21 protein-coding genes are annotated in these 21,813 nt (G+C 41.6%); 14 read left to right on the top strand and 7 right to left on the bottom strand.

From position 1 onward, the window contains the following. Positions 1–80: 80 nt before the first annotated feature. Positions 81–1,202, top strand: coding sequence for a tRNA 2-thiouridine(34) synthase MnmA (gene mnmA / locus STRCR_RS01765; protein WP_004225154.1), 1,122 nt, complete (start codon positions 81–83; stop codon positions 1,200–1,202). Between the two features lie 55 nt (positions 1,203–1,257). Here the strand turns inward: mnmA and STRCR_RS01760 are convergent, their stop codons facing one another. Next, complete coding sequence (locus STRCR_RS01760) at positions 1,258–1,647, bottom strand: nuclear transport factor 2 family protein (RefSeq protein ID WP_004226215.1); 390 nt, start codon at positions 1,645–1,647, stop codon at positions 1,258–1,260. 120 nt (positions 1,648–1,767) lie between these two features. Here STRCR_RS01760 and STRCR_RS01755 point away from each other — a divergent pair, with 120 nt between their 5' ends. The 8 genes from STRCR_RS01755 to rpsD all read left to right on the top strand — a co-directional run bounded on the left by STRCR_RS01755 (position 1,768) and on the right by rpsD (position 10,173). Further along, complete coding sequence (locus tag STRCR_RS01755; protein ID WP_004229965.1) at positions 1,768–2,112, top strand: winged helix-turn-helix transcriptional regulator; 345 nt, start codon at positions 1,768–1,770, stop codon at positions 2,110–2,112. 110 nt (positions 2,113–2,222) lie between these two features. Continuing rightward, on the top strand, positions 2,223–2,774 hold the full coding sequence (locus tag STRCR_RS01750; protein WP_004228559.1) for a hypothetical protein: 552 nt from the start codon (positions 2,223–2,225) through the stop codon (positions 2,772–2,774). Positions 2,775–2,971: 197 nt separating this feature from the next. Next, entirely contained in the window at positions 2,972–4,870 is a 1,899-nt protein-coding gene (mnmG, locus tag STRCR_RS01745) for a tRNA uridine-5-carboxymethylaminomethyl(34) synthesis enzyme MnmG (RefSeq protein ID WP_004229093.1), read from the top strand. An 81-nt stretch (positions 4,871–4,951) separates the two neighbouring features. Beyond that, on the top strand, positions 4,952–6,913 hold the full coding sequence (locus STRCR_RS01740; RefSeq protein WP_004225352.1) for a DHH family phosphoesterase: 1,962 nt from the start codon (positions 4,952–4,954) through the stop codon (positions 6,911–6,913). Between the two features lies 1 nt (position 6,914). After that, entirely contained in the window at positions 6,915–7,367 is a 453-nt protein-coding gene (gene rplI, locus STRCR_RS01735; protein ID WP_004226792.1) for a 50S ribosomal protein L9, read from the top strand. 157 nt (positions 7,368–7,524) lie between these two features. Continuing rightward, a complete protein-coding gene (gene dnaB / locus STRCR_RS01730; protein WP_004229557.1) occupies positions 7,525–8,883 on the top strand; it encodes a replicative DNA helicase in 1,359 nt (452 codons plus the stop codon). A gap of 7 nt (positions 8,884–8,890) precedes the next feature. Then, complete coding sequence (locus STRCR_RS01725; RefSeq protein WP_004225762.1) at positions 8,891–9,163, top strand: Veg family protein; 273 nt, start codon at positions 8,891–8,893, stop codon at positions 9,161–9,163. A gap of 398 nt (positions 9,164–9,561) precedes the next feature. Beyond that, positions 9,562–10,173 carry a 30S ribosomal protein S4 gene (rpsD, locus tag STRCR_RS01720; RefSeq protein WP_004225730.1) on the top strand — a complete coding sequence of 204 codons (612 nt, stop codon included), beginning with the start codon at positions 9,562–9,564 and terminating at the stop codon, positions 10,171–10,173. Positions 10,174–10,282: 109 nt separating this feature from the next. Here rpsD and STRCR_RS01715 read toward each other — a convergent pair whose 3' ends face one another. Further along, the gene (locus STRCR_RS01715; protein WP_004226562.1) at positions 10,283–10,825 is read right to left on the bottom strand and encodes a TetR/AcrR family transcriptional regulator; all 543 of its coding nucleotides are present in this window, start codon (positions 10,823–10,825) and stop codon (positions 10,283–10,285) included. Between the two features lie 130 nt (positions 10,826–10,955). Here STRCR_RS01715 and STRCR_RS01710 point away from each other — a divergent pair, with 130 nt between their 5' ends. Then, entirely contained in the window at positions 10,956–13,391 is a 2,436-nt protein-coding gene (locus STRCR_RS01710; protein ID WP_004227984.1) for a YhgE/Pip domain-containing protein, read from the top strand. A gap of 56 nt (positions 13,392–13,447) precedes the next feature. Here STRCR_RS01710 and STRCR_RS01705 read toward each other — a convergent pair whose 3' ends face one another. Genes STRCR_RS01705 through STRCR_RS01695 form a run of 3 tightly spaced genes read right to left on the bottom strand, consistent with a single transcriptional unit; the run spans position 13,448 to position 15,208 of the window. Beyond that, positions 13,448–14,326, bottom strand: coding sequence for a DUF4097 family beta strand repeat-containing protein (locus STRCR_RS01705; protein WP_004226163.1), 879 nt, complete (start codon positions 14,324–14,326; stop codon positions 13,448–13,450). Further along, positions 14,323–14,895, bottom strand: a complete 573-nt coding sequence (locus STRCR_RS01700) for a DUF1700 domain-containing protein (protein WP_004227579.1) — start codon at positions 14,893–14,895, stop codon at positions 14,323–14,325. The genes STRCR_RS01705 and STRCR_RS01700 overlap by 4 nt, the downstream gene beginning before the upstream one ends. Continuing rightward, on the bottom strand, positions 14,882–15,208 hold the full coding sequence (locus STRCR_RS01695) for a PadR family transcriptional regulator (RefSeq protein ID WP_004228401.1): 327 nt from the start codon (positions 15,206–15,208) through the stop codon (positions 14,882–14,884). The genes STRCR_RS01700 and STRCR_RS01695 overlap by 14 nt, the downstream gene beginning before the upstream one ends. A gap of 175 nt (positions 15,209–15,383) precedes the next feature. On the opposite strand from STRCR_RS01695, the gene STRCR_RS01690 reads away from it, so the two are divergent. The 3 genes from STRCR_RS01690 to STRCR_RS01680 all read left to right on the top strand — a co-directional run bounded on the left by STRCR_RS01690 (position 15,384) and on the right by STRCR_RS01680 (position 18,956). Next, complete coding sequence (locus STRCR_RS01690) at positions 15,384–15,998, top strand: NUDIX hydrolase (protein ID WP_338062895.1); 615 nt, start codon at positions 15,384–15,386, stop codon at positions 15,996–15,998. Between the two features lie 274 nt (positions 15,999–16,272). Beyond that, positions 16,273–16,920 (top strand): helix-turn-helix domain-containing protein, encoded by a 648-nt coding sequence (locus STRCR_RS01685; protein ID WP_004225437.1) that lies wholly within the window; start codon positions 16,273–16,275, stop codon positions 16,918–16,920. 239 nt (positions 16,921–17,159) lie between these two features. After that, positions 17,160–18,956, top strand: a complete 1,797-nt coding sequence (locus tag STRCR_RS01680) for a heavy metal translocating P-type ATPase (RefSeq protein ID WP_004229377.1) — start codon at positions 17,160–17,162, stop codon at positions 18,954–18,956. A 412-nt stretch (positions 18,957–19,368) separates the two neighbouring features. Here the strand turns inward: STRCR_RS01680 and STRCR_RS01675 are convergent, their stop codons facing one another. Beyond that, positions 19,369–19,974 carry a Type 1 glutamine amidotransferase-like domain-containing protein gene (locus STRCR_RS01675; RefSeq protein WP_004227088.1) on the bottom strand — a complete coding sequence of 202 codons (606 nt, stop codon included), beginning with the start codon at positions 19,972–19,974 and terminating at the stop codon, positions 19,369–19,371. 215 nt (positions 19,975–20,189) lie between these two features. Continuing rightward, positions 20,190–21,338: an MFS transporter gene (locus STRCR_RS01670; RefSeq protein WP_004225928.1), complete on the bottom strand. Its 1,149-nt coding sequence runs from the start codon at positions 21,336–21,338 to the stop codon at positions 20,190–20,192. A 110-nt stretch (positions 21,339–21,448) separates the two neighbouring features. Between STRCR_RS01670 and STRCR_RS01665 the strand changes: the two genes are divergently transcribed. Then, positions 21,449–21,757, top strand: coding sequence for an ArsR/SmtB family transcription factor (locus tag STRCR_RS01665; protein WP_004227729.1), 309 nt, complete (start codon positions 21,449–21,451; stop codon positions 21,755–21,757). The last annotated feature ends 56 nt before the right edge of the window (positions 21,758–21,813 follow it).

Here is a 21,813-nt window from a genome sequence, read left to right as displayed (position 1 = left end):
TTCTAATCGAACAGGGGCTAAAAATAGCTGAGTATCAGCCTTTTAGCCCTAAGTATCTTATATTTGATGGGAGATTATCTATGACGGATAATGCTAAAACACGTGTCGTCGTTGGGATGAGTGGCGGTGTTGATTCATCAGTAACAGCCCTCTTGCTCAAACAGCAGGGCTATGATGTCATCGGCGTCTTCATGAAAAACTGGGACGACACGGATGAGTTCGGTGTCTGCACAGCGACTGAAGATTATAAGGACGTCGCAGCAGTTGCAGACCAGATTGGAATCCCCTACTACTCTGTCAACTTTGAGAAAGAGTACTGGGATCGTGTTTTTGAATACTTCTTGGCCGAGTACCGTGCCGGACGTACGCCAAATCCAGATGTCATGTGCAACAAGGAAATCAAGTTCAAAGCTTTCCTTGATTACGCTATGAGTCTGGGCGCTGACTACGTGGCAACTGGGCACTATGCCCAAGTTAGCCGTGACGAAGACGGCACTGTCCACATGCTGCGTGGGGCTGACAACAATAAGGATCAAACCTATTTCCTCAGCCAGCTCTCACAGGAGCAGCTGCAAAAGGTCATGTTCCCTCTGGGGCACCTTGAAAAGCCTGAAGTACGCCGTATTGCCGAAGAAGCTGGTCTAGCGACAGCTAAAAAGAAAGACTCGACCGGTATCTGTTTTATTGGTGAAAAGAACTTCAAAGAGTTCTTAGGAAACTACCTACCAGCACAACCCGGTCGCATGATGACCGTTGATGGTCGTGATATGGGTGAGCATGCCGGTCTCATGTACTACACCATTGGCCAGCGCGGCGGTCTGGGAATCGGCGGCCAGCACGGTGGGGACAATGCCCCTTGGTTTGTTGTCGGCAAGGACTTGTCACAAAATATCCTCTATGTCGGCCAAGGTTTCTACCATGAGTCCCTCATGTCAACCTCTTTACAGGCTAGTCAAGTTCACTTCACCCGTGATATGCCTGAGGAATTCAGCTTTGAATGCACAGCCAAATTCCGCTATCGTCAACCAGACAGTAAAGTAACTGTCAAGGTGTCAGGCGACAAAGCAGAGGTCATCTTTGATGAGCCTCAGCGTGCCATCACACCAGGACAAGCTGTTGTCTTCTACGATGGGGACGAATGCCTAGGTGGCGGGATTATTGACAATGCTTATAAAAATGAAGAAGTTCGTCAATATATTTAAAGACTTTGTCATAACTTAAAAGCGATGTGACTGCTACTGTCACATCGCTTTTATACTATCCCCAAAAATTATCTTCAACTGCTTGATCAGACGAAAAGAGCCAAACTTCCTTAATCTTCCCATTTTCCATACGGAAAAGGTCGATACCGTTCATATTAAGTTCCTCGCCATCAATACGTGTCCCTATAAATGTAACGTTAGCAGCAACTAAGTCAGCATTGTCAGAAACCCAGTTGGTGAGCACTTTGAAGGTTCCATTAGTTTTTTCAGAGAAACTGGCTAGGTGAGCACTGAGTGCTTTCTTACCAATATGAGCACCAGCAGTCGAATGTTGTCCTGGTTGATGCCATATGATATCATCAGCCATGGTATCAAAAACAGCTGGGAAATCACCTGCAGCAAGTGCTTGGTTATAAGTGTTGAAAATTTCTAAATTAATAGACATATATGTTCTCCTTAAATCTTTATGGTATAATTTTACCAGAGGCAAAAAAAGAAACAAGTACGCACTTTATCATTATTAAGTATCAAAATCGAGACTATTGTGGAGAATCAAGGAGAAAAAATGACAGCAAAAGTTAGTGAATATGGAATTTGTCCCTTTGCTACAACTCAAAAAGTTTTAACGGGTAAGTGGCCTTTGGTTATTATTTATCAGCTGAGTACGGGAACGAAACGCTTTAATGAATTACAACGTCTGATTCCAGGTATTACTCAGACAATTTTAACAAGGCATCTAAGACAATTAGAAGCTGATAAAATCGTTTCGAGAACAGTCTATGCAGAAGTCCCGCCGAGGGTTGAGTATGCGCTGACCGAACTTGGAAAAAGCTTTCAAGGAGTCCTAGATGCTGTTGAAATCTGGGGACAAAGTTATATCAAAGCATTAGACTTGGACAAAGAGCTGTAATTTTGATAGACTAACCTTAGCAATAATCATGATGGTCAAAGCTCATGAGAATTGTGCGCCTTTTGCGTACAGTTTTCGAGAGTTTTGGCTATTTTTGTGCGGAGGAAATAATGACACCTATTTCAGATGAAATTTATACGTTTACAAAGAATTTTTTAAAATTAAAAAGAAAAAAGTTATCTTGTGAAGATAAAATTTTTGTAGCTACGGCGCTTGCATGGTTAATTACTTATTTTATATCTTTGATTTATTTGACAAAAGTATTGAGTGGTAAAACAAGTGTTTCAGATCAGGTTATACTCGGTCTAATGTCTATTTTGACTATATTTTTTGTTGTTTATGACGTAATATATATTAAAAAAATAAAAAAAGAGGATGTGCAAAAAAATTTAGAAAAATATTTAGAAAAATATTGTGAATTTAAGCATGAATTTGAAGAAGAGTATGGAAAATATTTAAAAAATAAGTTAGTCAGTTCCTTAAACCATATAGTTGAGGATCTACAAAAGGATATTGAGCTGAGAATTGAAAAAAACAAATATAAATTTGATGAAGTATTGCAGGTAGTATCTTTAGCTCCTATAGTAAGCACATTTTTTAGTATTGGAAAATACGACCCAATTTATTATGTATTTGCTTTCGGGACTATTCTTCTTTTGTAGATAATAGTCCAATTTAAATCAGAAAGCATTTATTGTCCTAATTTCAACTTAAATGATTTAGAGAAAAGAAATGTTTACAATTTTTTAAAAGGGTACTTGACTGTCATTAATGGCCTAGAAAGTCCTACTGAGAGAGATGAAATATCTAAATCATTCGTTTATCCGTACTCAGCAAAAAAAGTAAGGAGAAGATTTAAATGACACACACATTTGCAGAAGAATTTGACGTTATCGTGGTCGGAGCTGGGCATGCTGGTGTTGAAGCTAGCTTGGCTGCTAGCCGGATGGGCTGCAAGACTTTGCTGGCTACCATCAACCTTGAGATGCTGGCCTTTATGCCCTGCAATCCGTCTATCGGGGGCTCTGCCAAGGGAATCGTTGTACGTGAGATCGATGCGCTTGGCGGTGAGATGGGCAAGAATATCGATAAGACCTACATCCAGATGAAGATGCTCAATACCGGTAAGGGTCCAGCGGTTCGTGCCCTGCGTGCCCAAGCCGACAAGGCCCTCTATGCGCGTGAAATGAAGCATACGGTTGAGCAGCAGGAAAACTTAACCCTGCGCCAAAGCATGATCGATGATATTTTGGTCGAAGATGGCAAGGTTGTCGGTGTCGTCACGGCGACTGGGATCAAGTACGGTGCCAAAGCTGTTGTGGTGACGACTGGGACTGCCCTGCGTGGGGAAATCATCCTCGGTGACCTCAAGTATTCATCTGGTCCCAACAACAGCCTAGCCTCTGTTACCTTAGCCGATAACCTTAAAAAACTAGGGCTTGAAATTGGGCGTTTCAAAACAGGAACCCCCCCACGTGTCAAGGCCTCAACGATCAACTACGACGAAACAGAAATCCAACCCGGCGATACTACGCCTAACCACTTCTCTTTCTTGTCAAAAGATAAGGATTACCTGCAGGATCAAGTGCCTTGCTGGCTGACCTATACCAACCAGTCCAGCCATGACATCATCAATAAAAACCTCCACCGCGCGCCCATGTTTTCAGGTGTTGTCAAGGGGGTTGGACCACGCTATTGCCCATCGATCGAAGATAAGATTGTCCGCTTTGCCGACAAGGATCGCCACCAACTGTTCTTGGAGCCCGAAGGGCGCCATACAGAGGAAGTCTATGTCCAAGGTCTCTCAACCAGCCTGCCTGAGGACGTTCAAAGAGAGCTGCTGCGCTCCATCAAGGGTCTCGAAAAGGCAGAGATGATGCGCACGGGCTACGCTATCGAATACGATATTGTCCTGCCTCACCAGCTGCGGGCTACTCTTGAAACCAAGCTGATTTCAGGTCTTTTTACGGCAGGTCAAACCAATGGTACCTCAGGTTATGAGGAAGCAGCCGGTCAAGGTTTGGTAGCTGGGATCAATGCGGCTCTCAAGGTGCAAGGTAAACCTGAACTTATTCTCAAGCGCAGCGATGCCTATATCGGTGTCATGATTGACGACTTAGTGACCAAAGGAACACTGGAACCCTACCGCCTCTTGACCTCACGCGCCGAGTACCGTCTGATTCTGCGCCATGACAATGCCGATATGCGTTTGACTCCAATCGGTCGTCAAGTCGGTTTGGTTGATGAAGAGCGCTGGCTCAGCTTCGAGATCAAGAAAGCCCAGTTTGACAATGAGATGACACGCCTGTCAACCCATAAACTAAAACCTGTCAAAGATACTAATCAGCAGGTTGAAGCCATGGGTTTTAAGCCCTTGACAGATGCAGTAACAGCCAAAGAGTTTATGCGCCGTCCAGAGGTCCGCTACACAGATGTCGTCAAATTCATCGGACCAGCTGCGGAGGATCTGGATGATAAACTCATCGAACTCCTAGAGACTGAAATTAAGTATGAAGGCTACATCAACAAGGCTTTGGACCAAGTCGCTAAAATGAAACGCATGGAAGAAAAGCGTATTCCTGCCAACATTGATTGGGATGATATTGACTCTATCGCTACCGAAGCTCGCCAGAAATTCAAAAAGATCAATCCTGAAACCATCGGCCAAGCCAGTCGGATTTCAGGCGTCAACCCAGCTGATATTTCCATTCTCATGGTCTATTTAGAAGGCAATCAAAAGGCTAGTCGTAAATCCTAACTCCTCTGTTTTAAGAAGCGAAAAGAGACCTAGGATTTTAGGGTCTCTTATGATATAATAAGGGGATTAAGAGGTTTAATAATGAGAAAAATTCGTTTAGAGACCATCCATCTTGTGATGATTGGCTTAATTTTCTTTGGAATTCTAGCCATCTGTGTCAGGACCATGAGCTCGCAAACAGCTCTCCTTCTGGCTATTTTTGTCGTCCTAGTAGCTATGGTCGGTTTGCTGTATTACCAAAAGCAGGCCTATGAATTATCAGAATTGGAACAGATTGAGCGGCTCAATGACCAAACTGAGCTCAGCCTCAAGTCCCTTCTTGATAAGATGCCCGTTGGAGTGGTACAATTTGACCCAGAAACCGATGAAATCGGCTGGTTCAACCCCTACGCAGAGTTGATTTTTACTAACGATGAAGGGGAGTTCAATGTCGACCTCTTACGGACAACTATTCAGGAGCAGAAGGCTGGTTCAGCCAACCATCGTATCCAGGTCAATGACCACATCTATGTGGTCAATATTGATCTATCCGCCGGTCTCTTTTACTTCTTCGATTCTGTAGGAACAGAGGCAGGCTTTGACAGTTCTCTAAAGCGTCCGGTTATCGGGGTTATTTCTGTTGACAACTACGATGATATCACAACCAACCTATCTGATACCGATGTGGCTCAAATCAATAGTTTTATTGCTAATTTTATTTCTAATTTTGCTGGGCAGCATCAGATTTACTACCGTCGGGTCAGCATGGATCGCTTCTATTTTTTCAGTGATTACAAGGTATTAGCAGCCTTGATTGATGACAAGTTTACCGTTCTGGAAAATTTCCGCAATGAAGCTAGAAATTTGGAACTGCCTTTGACCCTCAGTATGGGAATTTCCTTTGGGGAAGACAACCATCAACAAATTGGTCAGGCAGCTCTGCAGAACCTCAACATTGCCCTGATGCGGGGCGGTGATCAGGCTGTTATTAAGGAGACAGATGAGCATAAGAAGGCTCTCTACTTTGGTGGCGGAACTGCTTCAACAGTCAAACGGTCCAGAACGCGGACTCGAGCCATGATGACTGCTATCTCTGATCGCATAAAGAGTGCTGAACAGGTTTTTGTTGTCGGCCATAGCCGCTTGGATATGGATGCCTTGGGTGCTTCAGTTGGGATGCAACATTTTGCAGCTAATATCCTAGAAAACAGTTTTGCGGTTTATGATGAGCAAGATATGAACACCGATATTGCTCGAGCTGTTAAACGTTTACAAGAAGAAGGGAAAACGACTCTAGTCACTCTTGATCAAGCTTTAGTACAAGCAAGTGACAATGACCTCTTGATTATGGTGGATCACTCCAAATTGGGTCTGACCCTGTCAAGAGAGCTTTACGATAAGTTTACAGAAGTTATTGTAGTTGACCACCATCGGCGAGATGAAGATTTTCCTGACAAGGCCATTCTAACCTTTATCGAAAGTGGAGCCAGCTCTGCGAGTGAATTGGTGACCGAGTTGCTTCAATTCCAAAATGGCAAGGAGTCCCTGTCCAAGATCCAAGCCAGTCTCCTAATGGCTGGGATTATGCTGGATACCAAGAACTTCTCAGCTCGAGTTACCAATCGAACCTTTGATGTGGCTAGTTACCTGCGAACCATGGGTAGCGACAGTACGGAAATTCAAAAAATTTCAGCAACCGACTTTGATGACTATCGCCAAGTTAATGAGCTCATCTTGACAGGTCAATCCTATGGTGGCGATATGATCATTGCCTGTGGACCAGAGGATCAAGCATACAGCAATATCATTGCCAGTAAAGCAGCTGACACCCTTCTGTCAATGGCCAATATCGAAGCTAGCTTTGTCATTGCCAAAAACCCTTCTGGTCAAACTGCCGTTTCGGCTCGCAGTGGTGATAAAATCAACGTTCAACGGATTATGGAAGAAATGGGTGGCGGCGGTCACTTTAATTTAGCGGCTTGTCAACTAGATGACAAGACTGTCAAGCAAACGTATTATGAGTTAACAGATATTATTGACCAAATTCTTGAGGAGGAAACCTAAGATGAAAGTTATTTTTCTAGCAGATGTTAAAGGTAAAGGAAAAAAGGGCGAAATCAAGGAAGTCCCAACAGGCTATGCTCAAAATTTCCTTTTGAAAAAGCAGCTGGCCAAGGAAGCAACCCGACAAGCTATCAATGAGCTCAAGGGTAAGCAAAAATCAGAAGCCAAAGCAGCTGCCGAAATTTTAGCAGAAGCCAAGGCTGTTAAGGCGCAATTAGCCAAAGAAGAAACTCGGGTTCAATTCAGCGAAAAAGTTGGTCCAGATGGTCGGACCTTTGGCTCTATCACAGCTAAAAAAATCGCCGAAGAGCTGCACAAGCAATTTGGTATCACGATTGATAAGCGTTCTATTGAAATGGATCATCCTATTCGAGCGATTGGTTTGATTGAGGTTCCTGTCAAGCTTCACAAGGAGGTTGAGGGACAAATCAAGTTAAAAATTGACCAAGCCTAGTTGACAGACTTGTCAACTGCCTGTTAAGTAAGTTTCCTATCGCAAGAAATTCACTCTGGGACTTGTAATGTGATTGAGAAAATGCTCAATCATCATTTTATAACGACGAGTCCTTGGTTCAGCAGTTGAGACCATTCTTAGCAAGGAGGTAAGACGTATGCCAGAAGCTCAGGAGTTGCGGGTCCAACCGCAAGATTTGCTTGCTGAGCAAGCTGTCTTGGGCTCTATTTTTATTAGTCCAGATAAGCTGATTTCTGTTCGGGAATATATTGAGCCTGAAGATTTCTATAAATATTCGCACAGGGTTATCTTCAACGCTATGATAACGCTAAACGACCGCAATGATGCCATTGATGCTACGACTGTTCGGGCTATTCTAGATAGCCAAGACGACTTACAAAATATCGGCGGTCTTGCCTATTTGGTCGAGTTGGTCAACAGTGTACCAACCAGTGCCAATGCCGAGTATTATGCTAAAATTGTGGCTGAAAAGGCCATGCTTCGCAATATCATAAACCGCTTGACCGAGACAGTCAATGAGGCTTATGATGGCTCAATTGAGTCAGATGATATTATTGCCCACGCTGAAAAGGCTCTGGTCGATATCAATGAGCGCTCCAGCAACAGTGGTTTCCGTAAAATTTCTGATGTCCTCAAGGAAAATTACGAGGCCCTAGAAGAACGCTCACAACAGACTTCCGAAATAACTGGTCTACCGACTGGTTTTCGTGATTTGGATAAGATTACGACTGGTCTTCACCCTGATCAGCTAGTCATCTTGGCGGCTCGTCCGGCAGTTGGTAAGACTGCCTTCGTCCTCAATATTGCTCAGAATGTTGGTACTAAGCAAAATGCCCCTGTAGCCATCTTCTCGCTAGAAATGGGTGCAGATAGTCTGGTTAATCGGATGTTGGCAGCCGAAGGCTTAGTTGATTCTCATAACCTGCGAACGGGACAGCTGACCGATCAAGATTGGCAAAATCTGACTTTGGCTCAAGGAACCTTGGCTGATGCCCCGATTTATATTGATGACACTCCTGGGATTAAGGTGACAGAAATCCGAGCTCGCTCCAGAAAACTGGCGCAGGAACTTGGCGGCCTTGGCCTGATTGTTATTGACTACCTCCAGCTGATTACAGGAACTCGATCAGAAAATCGTCAACAAGAAGTCTCTGATATTTCCCGTCAGCTCAAGATTTTGGCCAAGGAGCTAAAAGTCCCTGTTATTGCCCTTAGTCAGCTCTCACGTGGTGTTGAACAAAGGCAGGACAAGCGTCCAGTTCTCTCCGATATTCGTGAATCTGGTTCCATTGAGCAGGATGCCGACATTGTTGCTTTCCTTTATCGCGATGACTATTATGAGCGAGGGGACAAGGAAGACGGTGACCAGCTTGAGGATAATACCATCGAAGTTATTTTAGAGAAAAACAGGGCTGGAGCTCGGGGAACGGTTAAACTGATTTTCCAAAAGGAATACAACAAATTTTCATCCATTGCGCAATTTGAAGAAAGGTAAAAATTAAATGAGTGATGCATTTGCAGATGTTGCTAAAATGAAAAAAATCAAAGAAGATGTCAAAAATCATGAGGGCCAAGAGGTCGAAATGACTCTGGATCATGGTCGTAAACGGGAAAAAACTAAGGTTGGTCGCCTAATTGAAGTTTATCCCTCTCTCTTTATTGTTGAGTACAGCGACCACGCCAGTCAACCTGGAGAAATCAGCAACACTTACGTAGAATCCTACACCTATTCAGACATTTTGACCCAAAAGAGTTTAATTCGCTATTTTGACTAGAAAAAGAAAGGCTTCGCTGCCTTTTTTCTTTTCTTCAATTTTTTCATAGTCTCTTATATCCCCCCTTGACACATCTTGACAAGTTTGTAAAGGAAGTGCTTCTAACCCTAGTTTTTTCGTTTAGGTCAGTAAAGTTAAATCAGGTTTCTGGACCTTTGAAATTAATTTGCCTCGTTTAATTTAAGCTAATACTTGATTTACAGGACTTTAGTGCTTTACAAGACCCCATTTATATGGTACACTATTTTTTGTGTGAAATAGCAGCAGGGCAAAATAAAGCTCGTCAACAGATGTTCTGAAAAACCAGTAACCTTGGCTGTTTAGGCGAAGGGCATCTGCACGAATTAGGTTTACCCAAGACGTTATTTCCTCATAAATTTTTAGAGGAGGACATTTTTATGTCACGTTATACAGGTCCATCTTGGAAGCAATCACGCCGCCTTGGCTTGTCGCTTACAGGGACAGGTAAAGAATTGGCACGTCGTAACTACGTACCAGGGCAACACGGTCCAAACAACCGTTCAAAACTTTCTGAATACGGTTTACAATTGGCTGAAAAGCAAAAATTGCGCTTTACTTACGGTTTAGGTGAGAAACAATTCCGTAACTTGTTTGTACAAGCGACTAAGATCAAAGAAGGAACACTTGGTTACAACTTCATGCTTCTTTTGGAGCGTCGCTTGGATAATGTGGTTTACCGCCTCGGTTTGGCGACAACCCGTCGTCAAGCACGTCAGTTCGTTAACCACGGACACATTCTTGTTGATGGAAAACGCGTTGATATCCCATCCTTCCGTGTAGAGCCAGGACAAGTGATCTCAGTTCGTGAAAAATCAGCTAAGGTTCCAGCAATCTTGGAAGCAGTTGAAGCAACTGTTGGCCGTCCAGCTTTTGTATCATTTGATGAAGAAAAGCTTGAAGGTTCATTGACTCGTTTGCCAGAACGCGACGAAATCAACCCAGAAATCAATGAAGCCCTTGTCGTTGAATTCTATAACAAGATGCTTTAATTTTATCAGTAAGAATAAAGGCTTTTGGATCTTTTCCAAAAGCCTTTTCTTGTGGAGAAAATTAGGCCCAGTCCCAGAGACAAGAGCCTTCTGCTATAAATCAAATTCATTAATCAAGGCTGGGAAGCAAGTTCATTAAGAGTTTGGTGATTTGTCTAGGACTCTCCTTTTTGCCCCTAGTAATCCAAATTTGGTAAACGCCAAACATAGCATGACTGATAAATACACTATTGTAGAGCTTTTCTAGCGCAGTTCGCTGAGGAGTCAGATCACTGTTATAGAAATCTGCTGAAATCATACGCTGCAGGTGATTGCGGATAAAATTTTGAATTTCCTTGGTGCCGTTTTGGGTAATTAGGGTGGCAAAGAGAGACTCTCTGTCTAAAAATTCAAAAATTTCTAGAAGAGTAGCTTCGATATCCATGTGATTTTTATCAAAGACGTATTCTAGCTTGTTAAAAATAGCTTGCTGGTACTGATCAATCATGTCGTACTTATCTTTATAGTGAGTATAAAAGCTTGAACGGCTAATACCAGCCGTTTTAGCCAGTTGACTGGTAGTAATTTCATCAAAATCTTTCTCAATTAATAGCTCGACCATGGCCTTTTCTAAAGCCTGGCGCGTGCGTGTCTTTCGACTGTCTTTTGTCATCGCATCTCCTTTTGAACAATATTATACAAGGTGTCTAAAATAAAGGGTTAGAACCTTGAAAAAATACTTCTTACTTGTATAATATATTGTATCAAAAATATAGACAATCCGTCTAAAAAAGAGGGAGAAAATGTTAGAAGAAGTCAAAGCTATTCTAAAAAAACCTACACTCTGGGTAACAATTTTTGGAGTATCATTGGTCCCTATGCTCTATAATATTATCTTTTTGAGCTCCATGTGGGATCCTTATGGGAATGTCAACCACCTACCCGTTGCTGTTGTTAATCAAGACAAAACAGCTGAGCTAAATGGTAAAGACCTGACCATTGGAAAAAATATGGTCCGCAATATGGCTGAAAATGATAGTCTTGATTACCATTTTACCTCAAAAGACAGTGCCAATAGAGGATTGAGGCACGGTGATTATTACATGGTTGTGACTCTGCCAAAGGATCTTTCGCAGAATGCCGCCAGTTTGATGACAAGCCATCCCAAAAAATTGCAGATTAATTACCAAACAACCAAGGGAAGAAGTTTTGTTGCTTCTAAAATGAGTGATTCGGCTATGTCCAAGTTAGAGGCCAGTGTCTCTAACTCTCTGACCCAAACTTATACACAGGCGGTCTTTCAAAGTATGTCCAAGTTGAAAGATGGGATGGGCCAAGCTGCCGATGGCAGCAGTGCCTTAGCGACCGGTGCGGATAGTGCTAAGTCTGGTAGTCAGACTCTTGGCGACAGTCTCAACTTGCTATCAACTTCGACCCAAGCCTTAGCTTCTGGTGCTGGTAGTCTGAATACAGGCCTGCAAGCTTATGCCAGCGGTGTAGATCAGCTCTCGTCTGGCCTTAACCTCATGAATGCCAACATGGGAACATTGGTAGATAGGGTATCTGCTCTTTCTTCTGGAGCAAATTCTGCTCAACCTCTAATAACAGGGGCAAATCAGCTCTCAACTGGCCTCAGCCAATTAGCTAGCAATACTAGCCTGACATCCGATCAAAAGACCCAGATTGACCAATTGGTCGCTGCTCTTCCTGCTCTCAATTCAGCTATTCAAAATCTGAATCAAGCTGTCAATTCTGAGGGAAGCACAGGAACGAGTGGAGTCCCAACGACTAGCACGACAACAACCAGTGGGCCAGATTTATCTGGAGTACAGGCTAGTCTGGCCAGTATTGAGTCTCAACTGCAATCTTTATCTGGCACAGGAACGAGTACGACAATCGCAGACACCTCTGGTCAATTAGCAGCAGTTCAATCAACTTCAGCTTATCAATCCTTGACGCCAGAGCAGCAGGCGGAAATTTCTAATGCTGTTACTAACAATGCCCCACAAACAAGCAGCAGTTCTGTTGATGTTAGTAGTCTAATTGCCACGGTTCAAAGCTTGGAAGCAACGCTGGCGAATGCTGGAACTGGTACTAGTACGACAACTACAACCAGCTCATCTAACCCAACGTCAACGAGCCCTGATTTATCTAGTCTACAAACCAATATCAGTAGTCTAGCTGCGCAGGCTAATCTTGTCTTACCAGGAGCTGCCAGAAGTCTATCCAGTCTGGAATCAGGTTTGGCAACTGTTAATACAACGCTTAATCAACAAGTCCTACCAGGAAGTCAGCAGGTAGCTGGCGGTATTGGGACCATGCAAAGTCAGTTATCCAGTGGTTCTTCCCAACTCTTGACAGGTGTGTCAACTTTGAGTAATGCTACCTCCACCTTAGCTAACGGAGCTGGTCAACTGTCCAGCAAGTCTGGTCAACTTACCAATGGCTCTAGTCAATTGGCCTCAGGGACTAACCAATTATCATCAGGAGCTGACCAATTGGCCCAAGGTGGTGCAGCCTTGACAACAGGCTTGTCGACCTTGTCAAGTGGCGCCGATACTCTATCTCAATCTTTAGCTAAAGCCAAGGACCAGTTGAATGTAGTTTCCGTAAAACCAACGAATGCTAAGGCAGTAGCTCAGCCTTTAAGCATAAAACATAGCGATAAGGATAATGTTGCAACCAATGGTGTCGGTATGGCTCCCTATATGATGTCAGTAGCTCTGATGGTTGTTGCTTTATCCAGTAATGTTATTTTTGCCAAGGCTCTTTCTGGTAATGAACCCAGAACCCGCTTTGCCTGGGCTAAAAACAAGCTCTTGATTAACGGCCTAATTGCTACGGTATCCGCTACTATTCTTTTCTTTGCAGTTCAGGTTATTGGGGTCCATCCTAATTATTCTGGAAAAACCTATCTGGTAACCCTTTTTACTGCTTGGGCCTTGATGGCTGTTGTGACAGCTCTAGTCGGTTGGCATCAACGCTATGGAGCCTTCGCCAGTCTGATTTTACTGCTTTTACAACTGGGTTCCAGTGCAGGGACTTATCCAATTGAGCTCAGTCCAAAATTCTTTAAAGTCATTCAGCCTTATTTACCTATGTCCTATTCAGTGTTAGGGTTACGTAAAACGATATCCCTAACTGGAGATGTGGGGCAAGAGCTTGGTACGTTGTTAGCCTTCATACTTGGAGCAATGCTTGTGGGCCTGCTAATCTATCGTCAGCAAGATGATCGTTAAGTGCAATAAAAAAGACTAGCTTGACAATACCGTCAAGCTAGCTTTTTATGTGTTGTTTATTCAAGCGTGATACTGCCGGTGTCGGCCTTTAAATCAAGAAAATTATTTTTTGAGGGTATGAGTTTATCACTGACATCAACACTACCCGTATCAGCATGACTAGATACTGTCAAATGGTAATCTTTGAGATTAAGATCAATGCTACCAGTATCGGCAGAAATCCGATTGTTCTTTTTGAAGGTTAATTGTTGGCCATCCAGACTACCCGTATCAACAGAAATTTTACTTGAGGTTAGTGTGACAGTATCCAGATTAATACTGCCAGTATCGTTGGTTAGAGTCAAATCAGACAGTTGTGAGTCGGAAATATCAACGCTCCCCGTATCAATATCTACTTGTCCAGCTAAAATTTTAGAATTTTTGACCGTTAGATTACCAGTATCAACATTGGTATCAAGGCGATTAACCGTAAGGCCATCTAGTTTAAGGCCATTAATTGAAGATTTACTTTTAAGAGTAGAAATTGTTTGCCCTTTGGGAAGAGAGATAACAATGGTATTCAAGTTTTTCGTTTTAGCATCAGCTAGCTGAGCTAAAATAGATAGATTTATAAAGTGAGCCAACCCCTTTGAGCTTTGCTTCACACTTAACTTCTTATCAGTAACATTAAAGTCGACTTTTTCCTTTTTGTTAGTGTAGTAGGAGATACTTGCTTCCTTATCTGTTGTTGATTTGACAAGAATGTCATAGTAATCACCTTCTAGATCAATGTGATCAAACGGGTCTAATTTCTTCTTCACATGGCTAACTTTGCCATGATTTTTATACTGGATAGCATCTAAACCGCCACTGAGTTGTCCAATGTAAGCCAATACGGCCCCGGAAAGAATTAAACTAATTCCAGAAATCAATGTTATTTTTTTCCACTTTTTCATGACCTTTTTCCTTTCTTATTTGCCCACCGAACTAGGCCAACTGTACCACGACCAAGCCATTTAGAGGCCTCGCTGGTTGCTAAAATAAGGAGACAGGCAAAGCCAGCGAAAAGCATTCCTATTCCGATACCAATGAGGGAACCAGCCCAGGTTGAACCGAGATAGGTTAGTCCGTCAATAAAAATAGCAATACCTGAAATAGCTCCAGCAATACCTAGCATAAAAAAGATAAAAATCATGGCGACGCCTGTTGCAAGAATGGTAAAGACCACGGCTAAGAGAGCCCAACTAAAAGGATTAAGGAGACAGGCAAGGATAGCTATCCAGATTAAAGCTAGACGTGATTTGGAGTTAGCATAAACACGGTCCGATTTCTCGTCTAAGATATTGTGAATAATATCTTTAGCAGCGTCCTTGGGACTACCCAGTTCTTGGATGACTTGAGACTCGTTTGAGGGGCCTGCTTCGTCAAAGTACTCTGTGAAGTAATCCATAGCTTCTTGATAATCTTGATGGGGCAACTTTCTTAGATACTTATCCAGTTGCTGTAAATAGTCATTTTTTGTCATGTCTGATTCTCCCTTCGATAATGCCGTCGATGGTTGAGATATGCTTCTGCCATTCATCTTTGCGCAGGGCTAACTGTGTCAGACCCGCTGATGTGATGGAATAATACTTACGTCGTCTTCCCTGGTATTCTTGACTGTAGGTTGTCAGATAGCCCGCTTTTTCCAACCGTTTGAGAATGGGATAGAGGGTTGATTCCTTGATATTAGCAATGATTTTGATAGTTTGACTAATCTCATAACCATAGGAATCCCCTTTCTCAGTAATAGCTAGAATCAAAAATTCAATGAGGATGGATGATACCGGAAAATACATAGGCACCTCCTTAAATATATATTATTTTTATATATCAAGCATAAAATATTTATCAGGACTTGTCAATAAAAATATATAAATTTTTTATATAATTTTGAAAAAAGAATTCCGCCTGTTAAAAAGATAGGCAAACATGTTATGATGGTAAGAGAAAAAAGAAAAGGGAAAAGAAATGATAGAAAATTGTATCGAACGAATAAAAGAGTACCAACCCCGACCTTTAGGGCAAGAGAGGTGTTATGCTGTTCTCTTGCCCTTAGTCTGGGATGAAAATAATCAGGATTGGCAGATTCTTTATCAGATTCGCAGTAAATATATTTCTCAACCTGGGGAGGTTTCTTTTCCGGGTGGTCGAGTGGAAACAGGAGAAAGCTTTCAAGAAGCAGCTGTTCGAGAGACAGCTGAGGAGTTGAATATTACCAGTTCTCAAATTGAAATTTTGGGTGAAATAGATTACTTTATCCATCATGGTCGGACCATCCGCTGTTTTGTCGGTAAGATTTTAGGAGACTGGCAGGCTATTCAGGCAAATCCTGACGAGGTGGAAAGACTTTTTACCCTCCCCTTGAACCAGCTTCTGATAACGAAACCAAAAATTTACCACCTAATTGCAACACCTAAACCAGACTCCAATTTTCCCTTTGAGCGGATTCCCAATGGCTCTAACTATAATTTTGGTAAGGATAATCGTAAGGTGCTCTTCTATGATCTAGGTGGAGAAAATCTCTGGGGTATTACTGCGCAATTCACTGCTCGCTTCATTGAGATTCTAAAGGATGACCATAGTTGACAGTAGTGTAAAGACTTAAGTAATCAGTTAAGTCTTTTATTTAGGTGATTTTCTTTTGTTTTCCCATCCCAGCTTGACAATAGTTGTCAAGAACTATTCGTTCGTAAAAATCTGTCTACAGCTTTGTCGGCGACCTGTCAGGTTTTTGTCGGGTCATTGTCGTCTGGCTGTCGTTCTAAAATTTTCTGCTTAGAACTATAATTAGCTTAGTAAGCAGGTGAGGAGCTAGCAAGGCTAACTTCTAAAAAACTATCTGCCAGAAAGGATCATAATCATGAAAAATCAAACAATCGTTGCGAGGCTGCGTAAACAAAAGGGGTGGACTCAAGAACGTTTAGCTGAAGAGACAGGTCTCAGTGTTCGGACCATTCAACGTATCGAAAAAGGTGATGACTCAAGTTTAGAAACCCTTGGGTTAGTTGCCAACGCCTTGGATATTTCCGTTAATGAGCTCTTTAACGATGATGAAGATAGTCAAACATTGGAAAAAGTAGCTGCCTATGTTGATGAGCAGGCTAGCCAACTAGAAAAGCGAGATGCCGAAGACAAACTCTTTTCGATTTTCCGACTGGGTTATATCTTTATTATGGTTTTGTTGGCAACTGGCATCAATTTTATTTCAGATAAGCTTCTGCAAACGATTCTTGGTCTAGTTTGGACGTTTATATTCCTAACTGGTCTGACTCTTTCTAAATACATTCGCAAGACACATTGGAAAGACCGCCTTGATAAGAAGTACCCACTGACCAAGAATATCTCTTTGTCTCGTGACCGCCATCTGGATCGTAAGGGATTTTCTCATGCCTCCAAGGATGATTTCCTCTGGTGGAAGAGTCCTGTTGTCCGACCAATTGGAATGATTTTTTGGGGTATCATTATTCCTCTGCTCTTTATCTGTAAATATGCTTTACATCTTTTCTAAGATGAAATGCTAATAATGAAGGCCTTGACTGATTATCAGGGCCTCTTTTCTTTACATATCTGTCAAGGTATTTTTGTCGGTGAATTCTTTGAGTTTCAGCTTAGTGCGACAGAAACAGGCCTTATGTTGAGGAGTTTTATGCTTTAACTTGCTATTATTAATTATAATGATTATAATTAAGTTGGTATTTATAATGATTATAATTGAGCTAAAAAATAAGAAATAAGCGGGGATTAGCCATGAGCAACTTCAAAAAATTTATGACCGTGCTCCTGATCGGACTGCTAGCTTTGGTTCTGACCTTTGGCTTAGGTCAAGGGCACTTGGCCTATTTACTGGTAGCTATTTCAGGTGGTGTGATGTCTCTTTTGATGTTTTGGGGTATGATCCAGACTCTCAAGGAAGGTCGTTATGGAGTTGATATTTTGGCTATCACAGCCATTATTGCAACTCTAGCTATTGGTGACTACTGGGCTAGTTTGATTATTCTGGTCATGTTAACAGGAGGGGAAAGTCTGGAAGACTATGCTGGTCGCCGTGCCAGCCGCGAACTGACTAGCCTCTTAGATAATACTCCTAAGTTGGCCCATAAGATAGTTGGGACCAATGTTGAAGTAGTGGATGTTGACGACCTGAGGATTAACGACACTGTTCTTTTGCGTCCTCAGGAGATGGTGCCCGTTGATGGGATCATCCTAGAAGGTTGTTCCGATTTCAATGAAGCTTCTCTAACTGGAGAGTCTAAGACTATCGAAAAAGGTCCTGGTGATAGCCTCATGTCGGGATCGCTCAATGGTTCCGATGCTATCCAGTTCAAAGTGACAGCTCTGGCCAAGGATAGTCAATACCAGCAACTGGTAAAATTGGTTAAGGAATCAAAAGGGAACCCTGCTCCTTTTGTCCGTTTAGCTGACCGTTATGCCCTTCCCTTTACCATCTTTGCCTATCTAATTGGTGGTCTCGCTTGGTTGCTCACCAAGAATCCTGTCCGTTTTGCTCAAGTATTAGTAGTCGCTTCGCCTTGCCCCTTGATTTTAGCAGCGCCAATTGCTCTGGTAGCTGGCATGAGCCAATCTTCAAAAAACGGCGTTATTGTCAAGAATGGTACAGTCTTGGAAAAACTCTCTAAAATCAAAACTGCGGCTTTCGATAAGACAGGGACTATTACTCAGGGAGATCTGCAAGTTGATCAAATTGTAGCGGTGAGAGCTAGCCAAGAAGAACTTCTGACCTATGCATCCAGCATTGAGCAATCCTCTTCACATGTCCTAGCTCAAAGTCTGGTTCATTATGCCCAGAGTCATGGCATTAAAATGCTGCCAGTTAGTGATATTGAAGAAATCACTGCCAAAGGCGTACAAGGTAACTGCCAAGGCAGTCTCTTCTCAGTTGGAAAGATGGCCATGATGCCTGACTTAACTGATGATCAAAAGACCGATAAAACCAGTATTTATGTAGCTAAAGATAACCGCTATATCGGTCACATCACTTTTACTGATCGCGTTCGACCAGAAGCAAAAAGCACCATGTCTGAACTTCAAAACCTCGGCGTGAACAATCTGGTCATGGTAACAGGAGACAGAAAAGGTATTGCCGATAAGATTGCCCAAGAAGTCGGTATCACTCAGGTTCATGCGGACTGTCTCCCTCAAGACAAAATTAACTTCCTAAGAGCAGTGGCACCAGATCAGCAGCCTGTTCTTATGGTTGGCGACGGGATTAATGATGCCCCTGCTCTAGCAACGGTCGATGTAGGTATTGCAATGGGAGCCAGTGGTTCCAGTGCTGCTAGTGAGAGTGCTGATGTTGTTATTCTCAAAGATGACCTCAGTAAGGTCACTCAAGTCATTAAGATTGCTAAACACACCATGAGTATTGCCCGTCAGTCGGTCTTAATCGGTCTGACTGTCTGTGTGGTTCTTATGTTAATCGCCGCAACCGGGGCCATTCCAACTCTAGTCGGAGCCGTACTTCAAGAAGTCGTCGATACTGTGGCTATATTATCAGCCCTGCGGGCCCATAGTAAGGCCTTATAAGGACCGATTCCTGAGAATAAGAACCAAATCAATATTACTAAGCCATCATTTTGTAGTTTTACGTCCAATCACTGTAGCAAAGTGTAAATTGTTAAAAAGTAGTAAGAGTGAGGCAGACAGTCACGATGATTTCACCCTCATACACAAAGCATTGTAAACTCTGAAGATTACATATAAAAATCTAATGTCATTAAGCTATTGTCCCTAGCATAAACATCTCCTTTAACCAAGGTAATATCATACATATAACATAAAAAGCCTAGAAACATTTGGTTTCATGGCTTTTTCAATACAGTTTTACTTAATTCCACGAGCGTAAAATGTGGTCTAACAAGTTGTATATCTGTTAGAGGTATTGCTTAATTGTATTCTTGTTTTTTCAAATATAGATAATATTGAGTAATTGTTATACTCATCCGATAACTGAAAATTGCTCATTTTCTATAACAACTGCGGTCTGATTATCAATCGGTAGTAAGTCCAATTTTTTAGAGTAAGTCTGAATAGTTTCAGCGGTACTTTCTATGAAGGGAAATTCATTATTATGAGGGAGCAGATACTTATTCCAGAGATTGAGGCCAGTGTAATCTTTTAACGCAGTCGCACTACTTGGGTTATCCAAAAAGCGACTATATTCAATATCCTTGGAGGTGATAATTGCCCCAGCAGACTCTCCTATATATAGCATTCCTTCTCTTATTCTTTGTGTAATAAGTTCTACCAAACTCTTCTTCTCTAATTCCTGTAATAGATAGAAGGTGTTTCCACCTGCTATACAAAGACAGTCACAAGAGGCAATAGCAAAATCACAATCTTTCTTGCTTTCTTGAGCTATGTTTAAGATATCGAGAGTAAAACCAAGATTGTTAAGAGTTTTTATCCCTTCGTCAATATATCCTGTATATTCTTCCACATTGCCTGCAGTTGGAATAAATAGAATTCTTGAACTATAATCTTTCAAAAAATCTTTTAATTGCTTCTCTGTACCAGCTATGTAAGATGTTAGAAAAAATTTCATACGATAACCTCCATTTTTGGATACATTTATTGAAGATATTATAACACACATTTTGTCGTCTACTCTCAATCAGACAAAATTCCATTTTGAGCAGCAGAAAAAAACTAGAAACAGCGATTTTATGGCTTTTTGCTTCTGAAAAGAGCTTGGGACTGCTTTTGTCCCAAGCTCTTTATTCGTGTGAAATATTATTATTAAAACAATAGAATCTATAGTTAGTTTTTCTTAAACGCTCCTGCTTGTGCATAAAGCAACCAAGATAAAGCAATCATGATAGCTGCAAATATGGAAATTCCTGAGAATCCTGTAAAAGTTACAAAGAGAACTCCTCCAATAATGCCGGCAATTGTTTCTCCAAGGTACATAGCTGCATTTGACAATGAAGAGATAGTACTGCGTGCATTTTCGACAGTTCCTTGTAAAGTTGTCATGAATAATGGAAAGACAAAACCATTATTAACATAAATGATAGTTAATAAAATTTCAGCAGTCCAAAAATTCTGTGCGAATGGTAATATTAAATAAAGAATAGTGAGTGTAATTAGCTCTGTTCTGAATGTCTTTTGCAGACCGAAACGTTTAACGATTTGGCTGCCGAAAAGAGAGCCAAGTAAGTTCCCTGCCCCAATGGCAATAATAGCTGTACTGATGGTTGTCAGACTCATATGAAAATCATGTGTAAACCATGTTGAAATAAAGGTGATAGCTGTAAATGAACCTGTTTGGAATACAAAATAAGCAACAAGATAACTCACAGATTTTCTATTGGTTAAAATATTTTTATAGGCCTCTGTAAATGAAATTCTATTAGACTGACTGATTTCAAGTTTAGGCAGATAAACATGAATTAAAATGAGTAATATAAGAGAAGCTGCTGCAATAGTATAGAATGGTGTTTGCCAAGAAAAGCTGGCAAGATAACCGCCAATTGGGACACCAGCCATTTGAGAAACAGATAAACCTGCAGTCGCATAACCCATGACTTGAACAATATGACTTTTATCTACTACAATCGGAATAGATGCCCAAACCTGAGGAGTTACAAATGAAGCGCTGATGCCTGCAAATAAGCGGAAAAGAAGCATAAGAGAGAAGCTAGTTGCAAATCCACATAGAAATGTTGAGATAGCAAAAGCGGCTAATCCGTAAGTCATTACTTTCTTCCTATCTCTACCATCAGAAATAGGGCCTGAGATAAGCGCGAAAACAGCATAACCAATAGCGTATGCACTAACCATCCAACCTGAAATGGAGGAATCTATCCTGTACAATTTGGTTAGAGTTGGCAGCAAGGGAGATACTAAGAATGTATCTGTCCCAATGATGAACATGGTTAAAAAGAATAAAAGAGAGTATTTTTTCATGATTGACGACTCCGTTAAGACATTTTAAATTTAATAGTTAAAAAACTATTTAACCATCATGAGAATATTGTAGCATTGACAGATAGAAAATTCAATAGTAAAATAACCTTATGACTATTGAAAAACTATCTAAAAATCAAGATGAACAAAGAATCAAAATATTTAAAGCCTTGGCTGATCCTGCTCGACTAAATATTGTCAGACTTCTATACCAGAAACAAGACGAGTTGAATTGTGGTGAGATTGGTACTTTGCTGGCTATTAGCAAGTCGGCTGCCTCTTACCATTTTAGAACCCTGCGTGAAGCAGGTCTTACAAATACAAGGAAGGTGGGGCAAAATAAGTTTGTAAAATTAAATCAAAAAACGTTTGATATCTTATTGCCCGGCTTTCTGACTTCTCTTGAAGCTGAAGAATGAAAATGTGTAAGTTTATGGCTCATTGTCAAGTGTAGTGGGTGACTTATAGCTAAGCA

Origin of the sequence: Streptococcus criceti HS-6, assembly GCF_000187975.2 — a bacterium.
Taxonomy (GTDB): Bacteria; Bacillota; Bacilli; order Lactobacillales; family Streptococcaceae; genus Streptococcus; species Streptococcus criceti.
The sequence above is the reverse complement of the archived record's forward strand: the minus strand, read 5'-3'. Positions and strand labels throughout refer to the sequence as shown.

Coding starts and splice junctions, on each gene's coding strand:
- mnmA (WP_004225154.1), top strand. CDS start 81: ATGACGGATAATGCTAAAACACGTGTCGTCGTTGGGATGAGTGGCGGT.
- STRCR_RS01760 (WP_004226215.1), bottom strand. CDS start 1,647: ATGTCTATTAATTTAGAAATTTTCAACACTTATAACCAAGCACTTGCT.
- STRCR_RS01755 (WP_004229965.1), top strand. CDS start 1,768: ATGACAGCAAAAGTTAGTGAATATGGAATTTGTCCCTTTGCTACAACT.
- STRCR_RS01750 (WP_004228559.1), top strand. CDS start 2,223: ATGACACCTATTTCAGATGAAATTTATACGTTTACAAAGAATTTTTTA.
- mnmG (WP_004229093.1), top strand. CDS start 2,972: ATGACACACACATTTGCAGAAGAATTTGACGTTATCGTGGTCGGAGCT.
- STRCR_RS01740 (WP_004225352.1), top strand. CDS start 4,952: ATGAGAAAAATTCGTTTAGAGACCATCCATCTTGTGATGATTGGCTTA.
- rplI (WP_004226792.1), top strand. CDS start 6,915: ATGAAAGTTATTTTTCTAGCAGATGTTAAAGGTAAAGGAAAAAAGGGC.
- dnaB (WP_004229557.1), top strand. CDS start 7,525: ATGCCAGAAGCTCAGGAGTTGCGGGTCCAACCGCAAGATTTGCTTGCT.
- STRCR_RS01725 (WP_004225762.1), top strand. CDS start 8,891: ATGAGTGATGCATTTGCAGATGTTGCTAAAATGAAAAAAATCAAAGAA.
- rpsD (WP_004225730.1), top strand. CDS start 9,562: ATGTCACGTTATACAGGTCCATCTTGGAAGCAATCACGCCGCCTTGGC.
- STRCR_RS01715 (WP_004226562.1), bottom strand. CDS start 10,825: ATGACAAAAGACAGTCGAAAGACACGCACGCGCCAGGCTTTAGAAAAG.
- STRCR_RS01710 (WP_004227984.1), top strand. CDS start 10,956: ATGTTAGAAGAAGTCAAAGCTATTCTAAAAAAACCTACACTCTGGGTA.
- STRCR_RS01705 (WP_004226163.1), bottom strand. CDS start 14,326: ATGAAAAAGTGGAAAAAAATAACATTGATTTCTGGAATTAGTTTAATT.
- STRCR_RS01700 (WP_004227579.1), bottom strand. CDS start 14,895: ATGACAAAAAATGACTATTTACAGCAACTGGATAAGTATCTAAGAAAG.
- STRCR_RS01695 (WP_004228401.1), bottom strand. CDS start 15,208: ATGTATTTTCCGGTATCATCCATCCTCATTGAATTTTTGATTCTAGCT.
- STRCR_RS01685 (WP_004225437.1), top strand. CDS start 16,273: ATGAAAAATCAAACAATCGTTGCGAGGCTGCGTAAACAAAAGGGGTGG.
- STRCR_RS01680 (WP_004229377.1), top strand. CDS start 17,160: ATGAGCAACTTCAAAAAATTTATGACCGTGCTCCTGATCGGACTGCTA.
- STRCR_RS01675 (WP_004227088.1), bottom strand. CDS start 19,974: ATGAAATTTTTTCTAACATCTTACATAGCTGGTACAGAGAAGCAATTA.
- STRCR_RS01670 (WP_004225928.1), bottom strand. CDS start 21,338: ATGAAAAAATACTCTCTTTTATTCTTTTTAACCATGTTCATCATTGGG.
- STRCR_RS01665 (WP_004227729.1), top strand. CDS start 21,449: ATGACTATTGAAAAACTATCTAAAAATCAAGATGAACAAAGAATCAAA.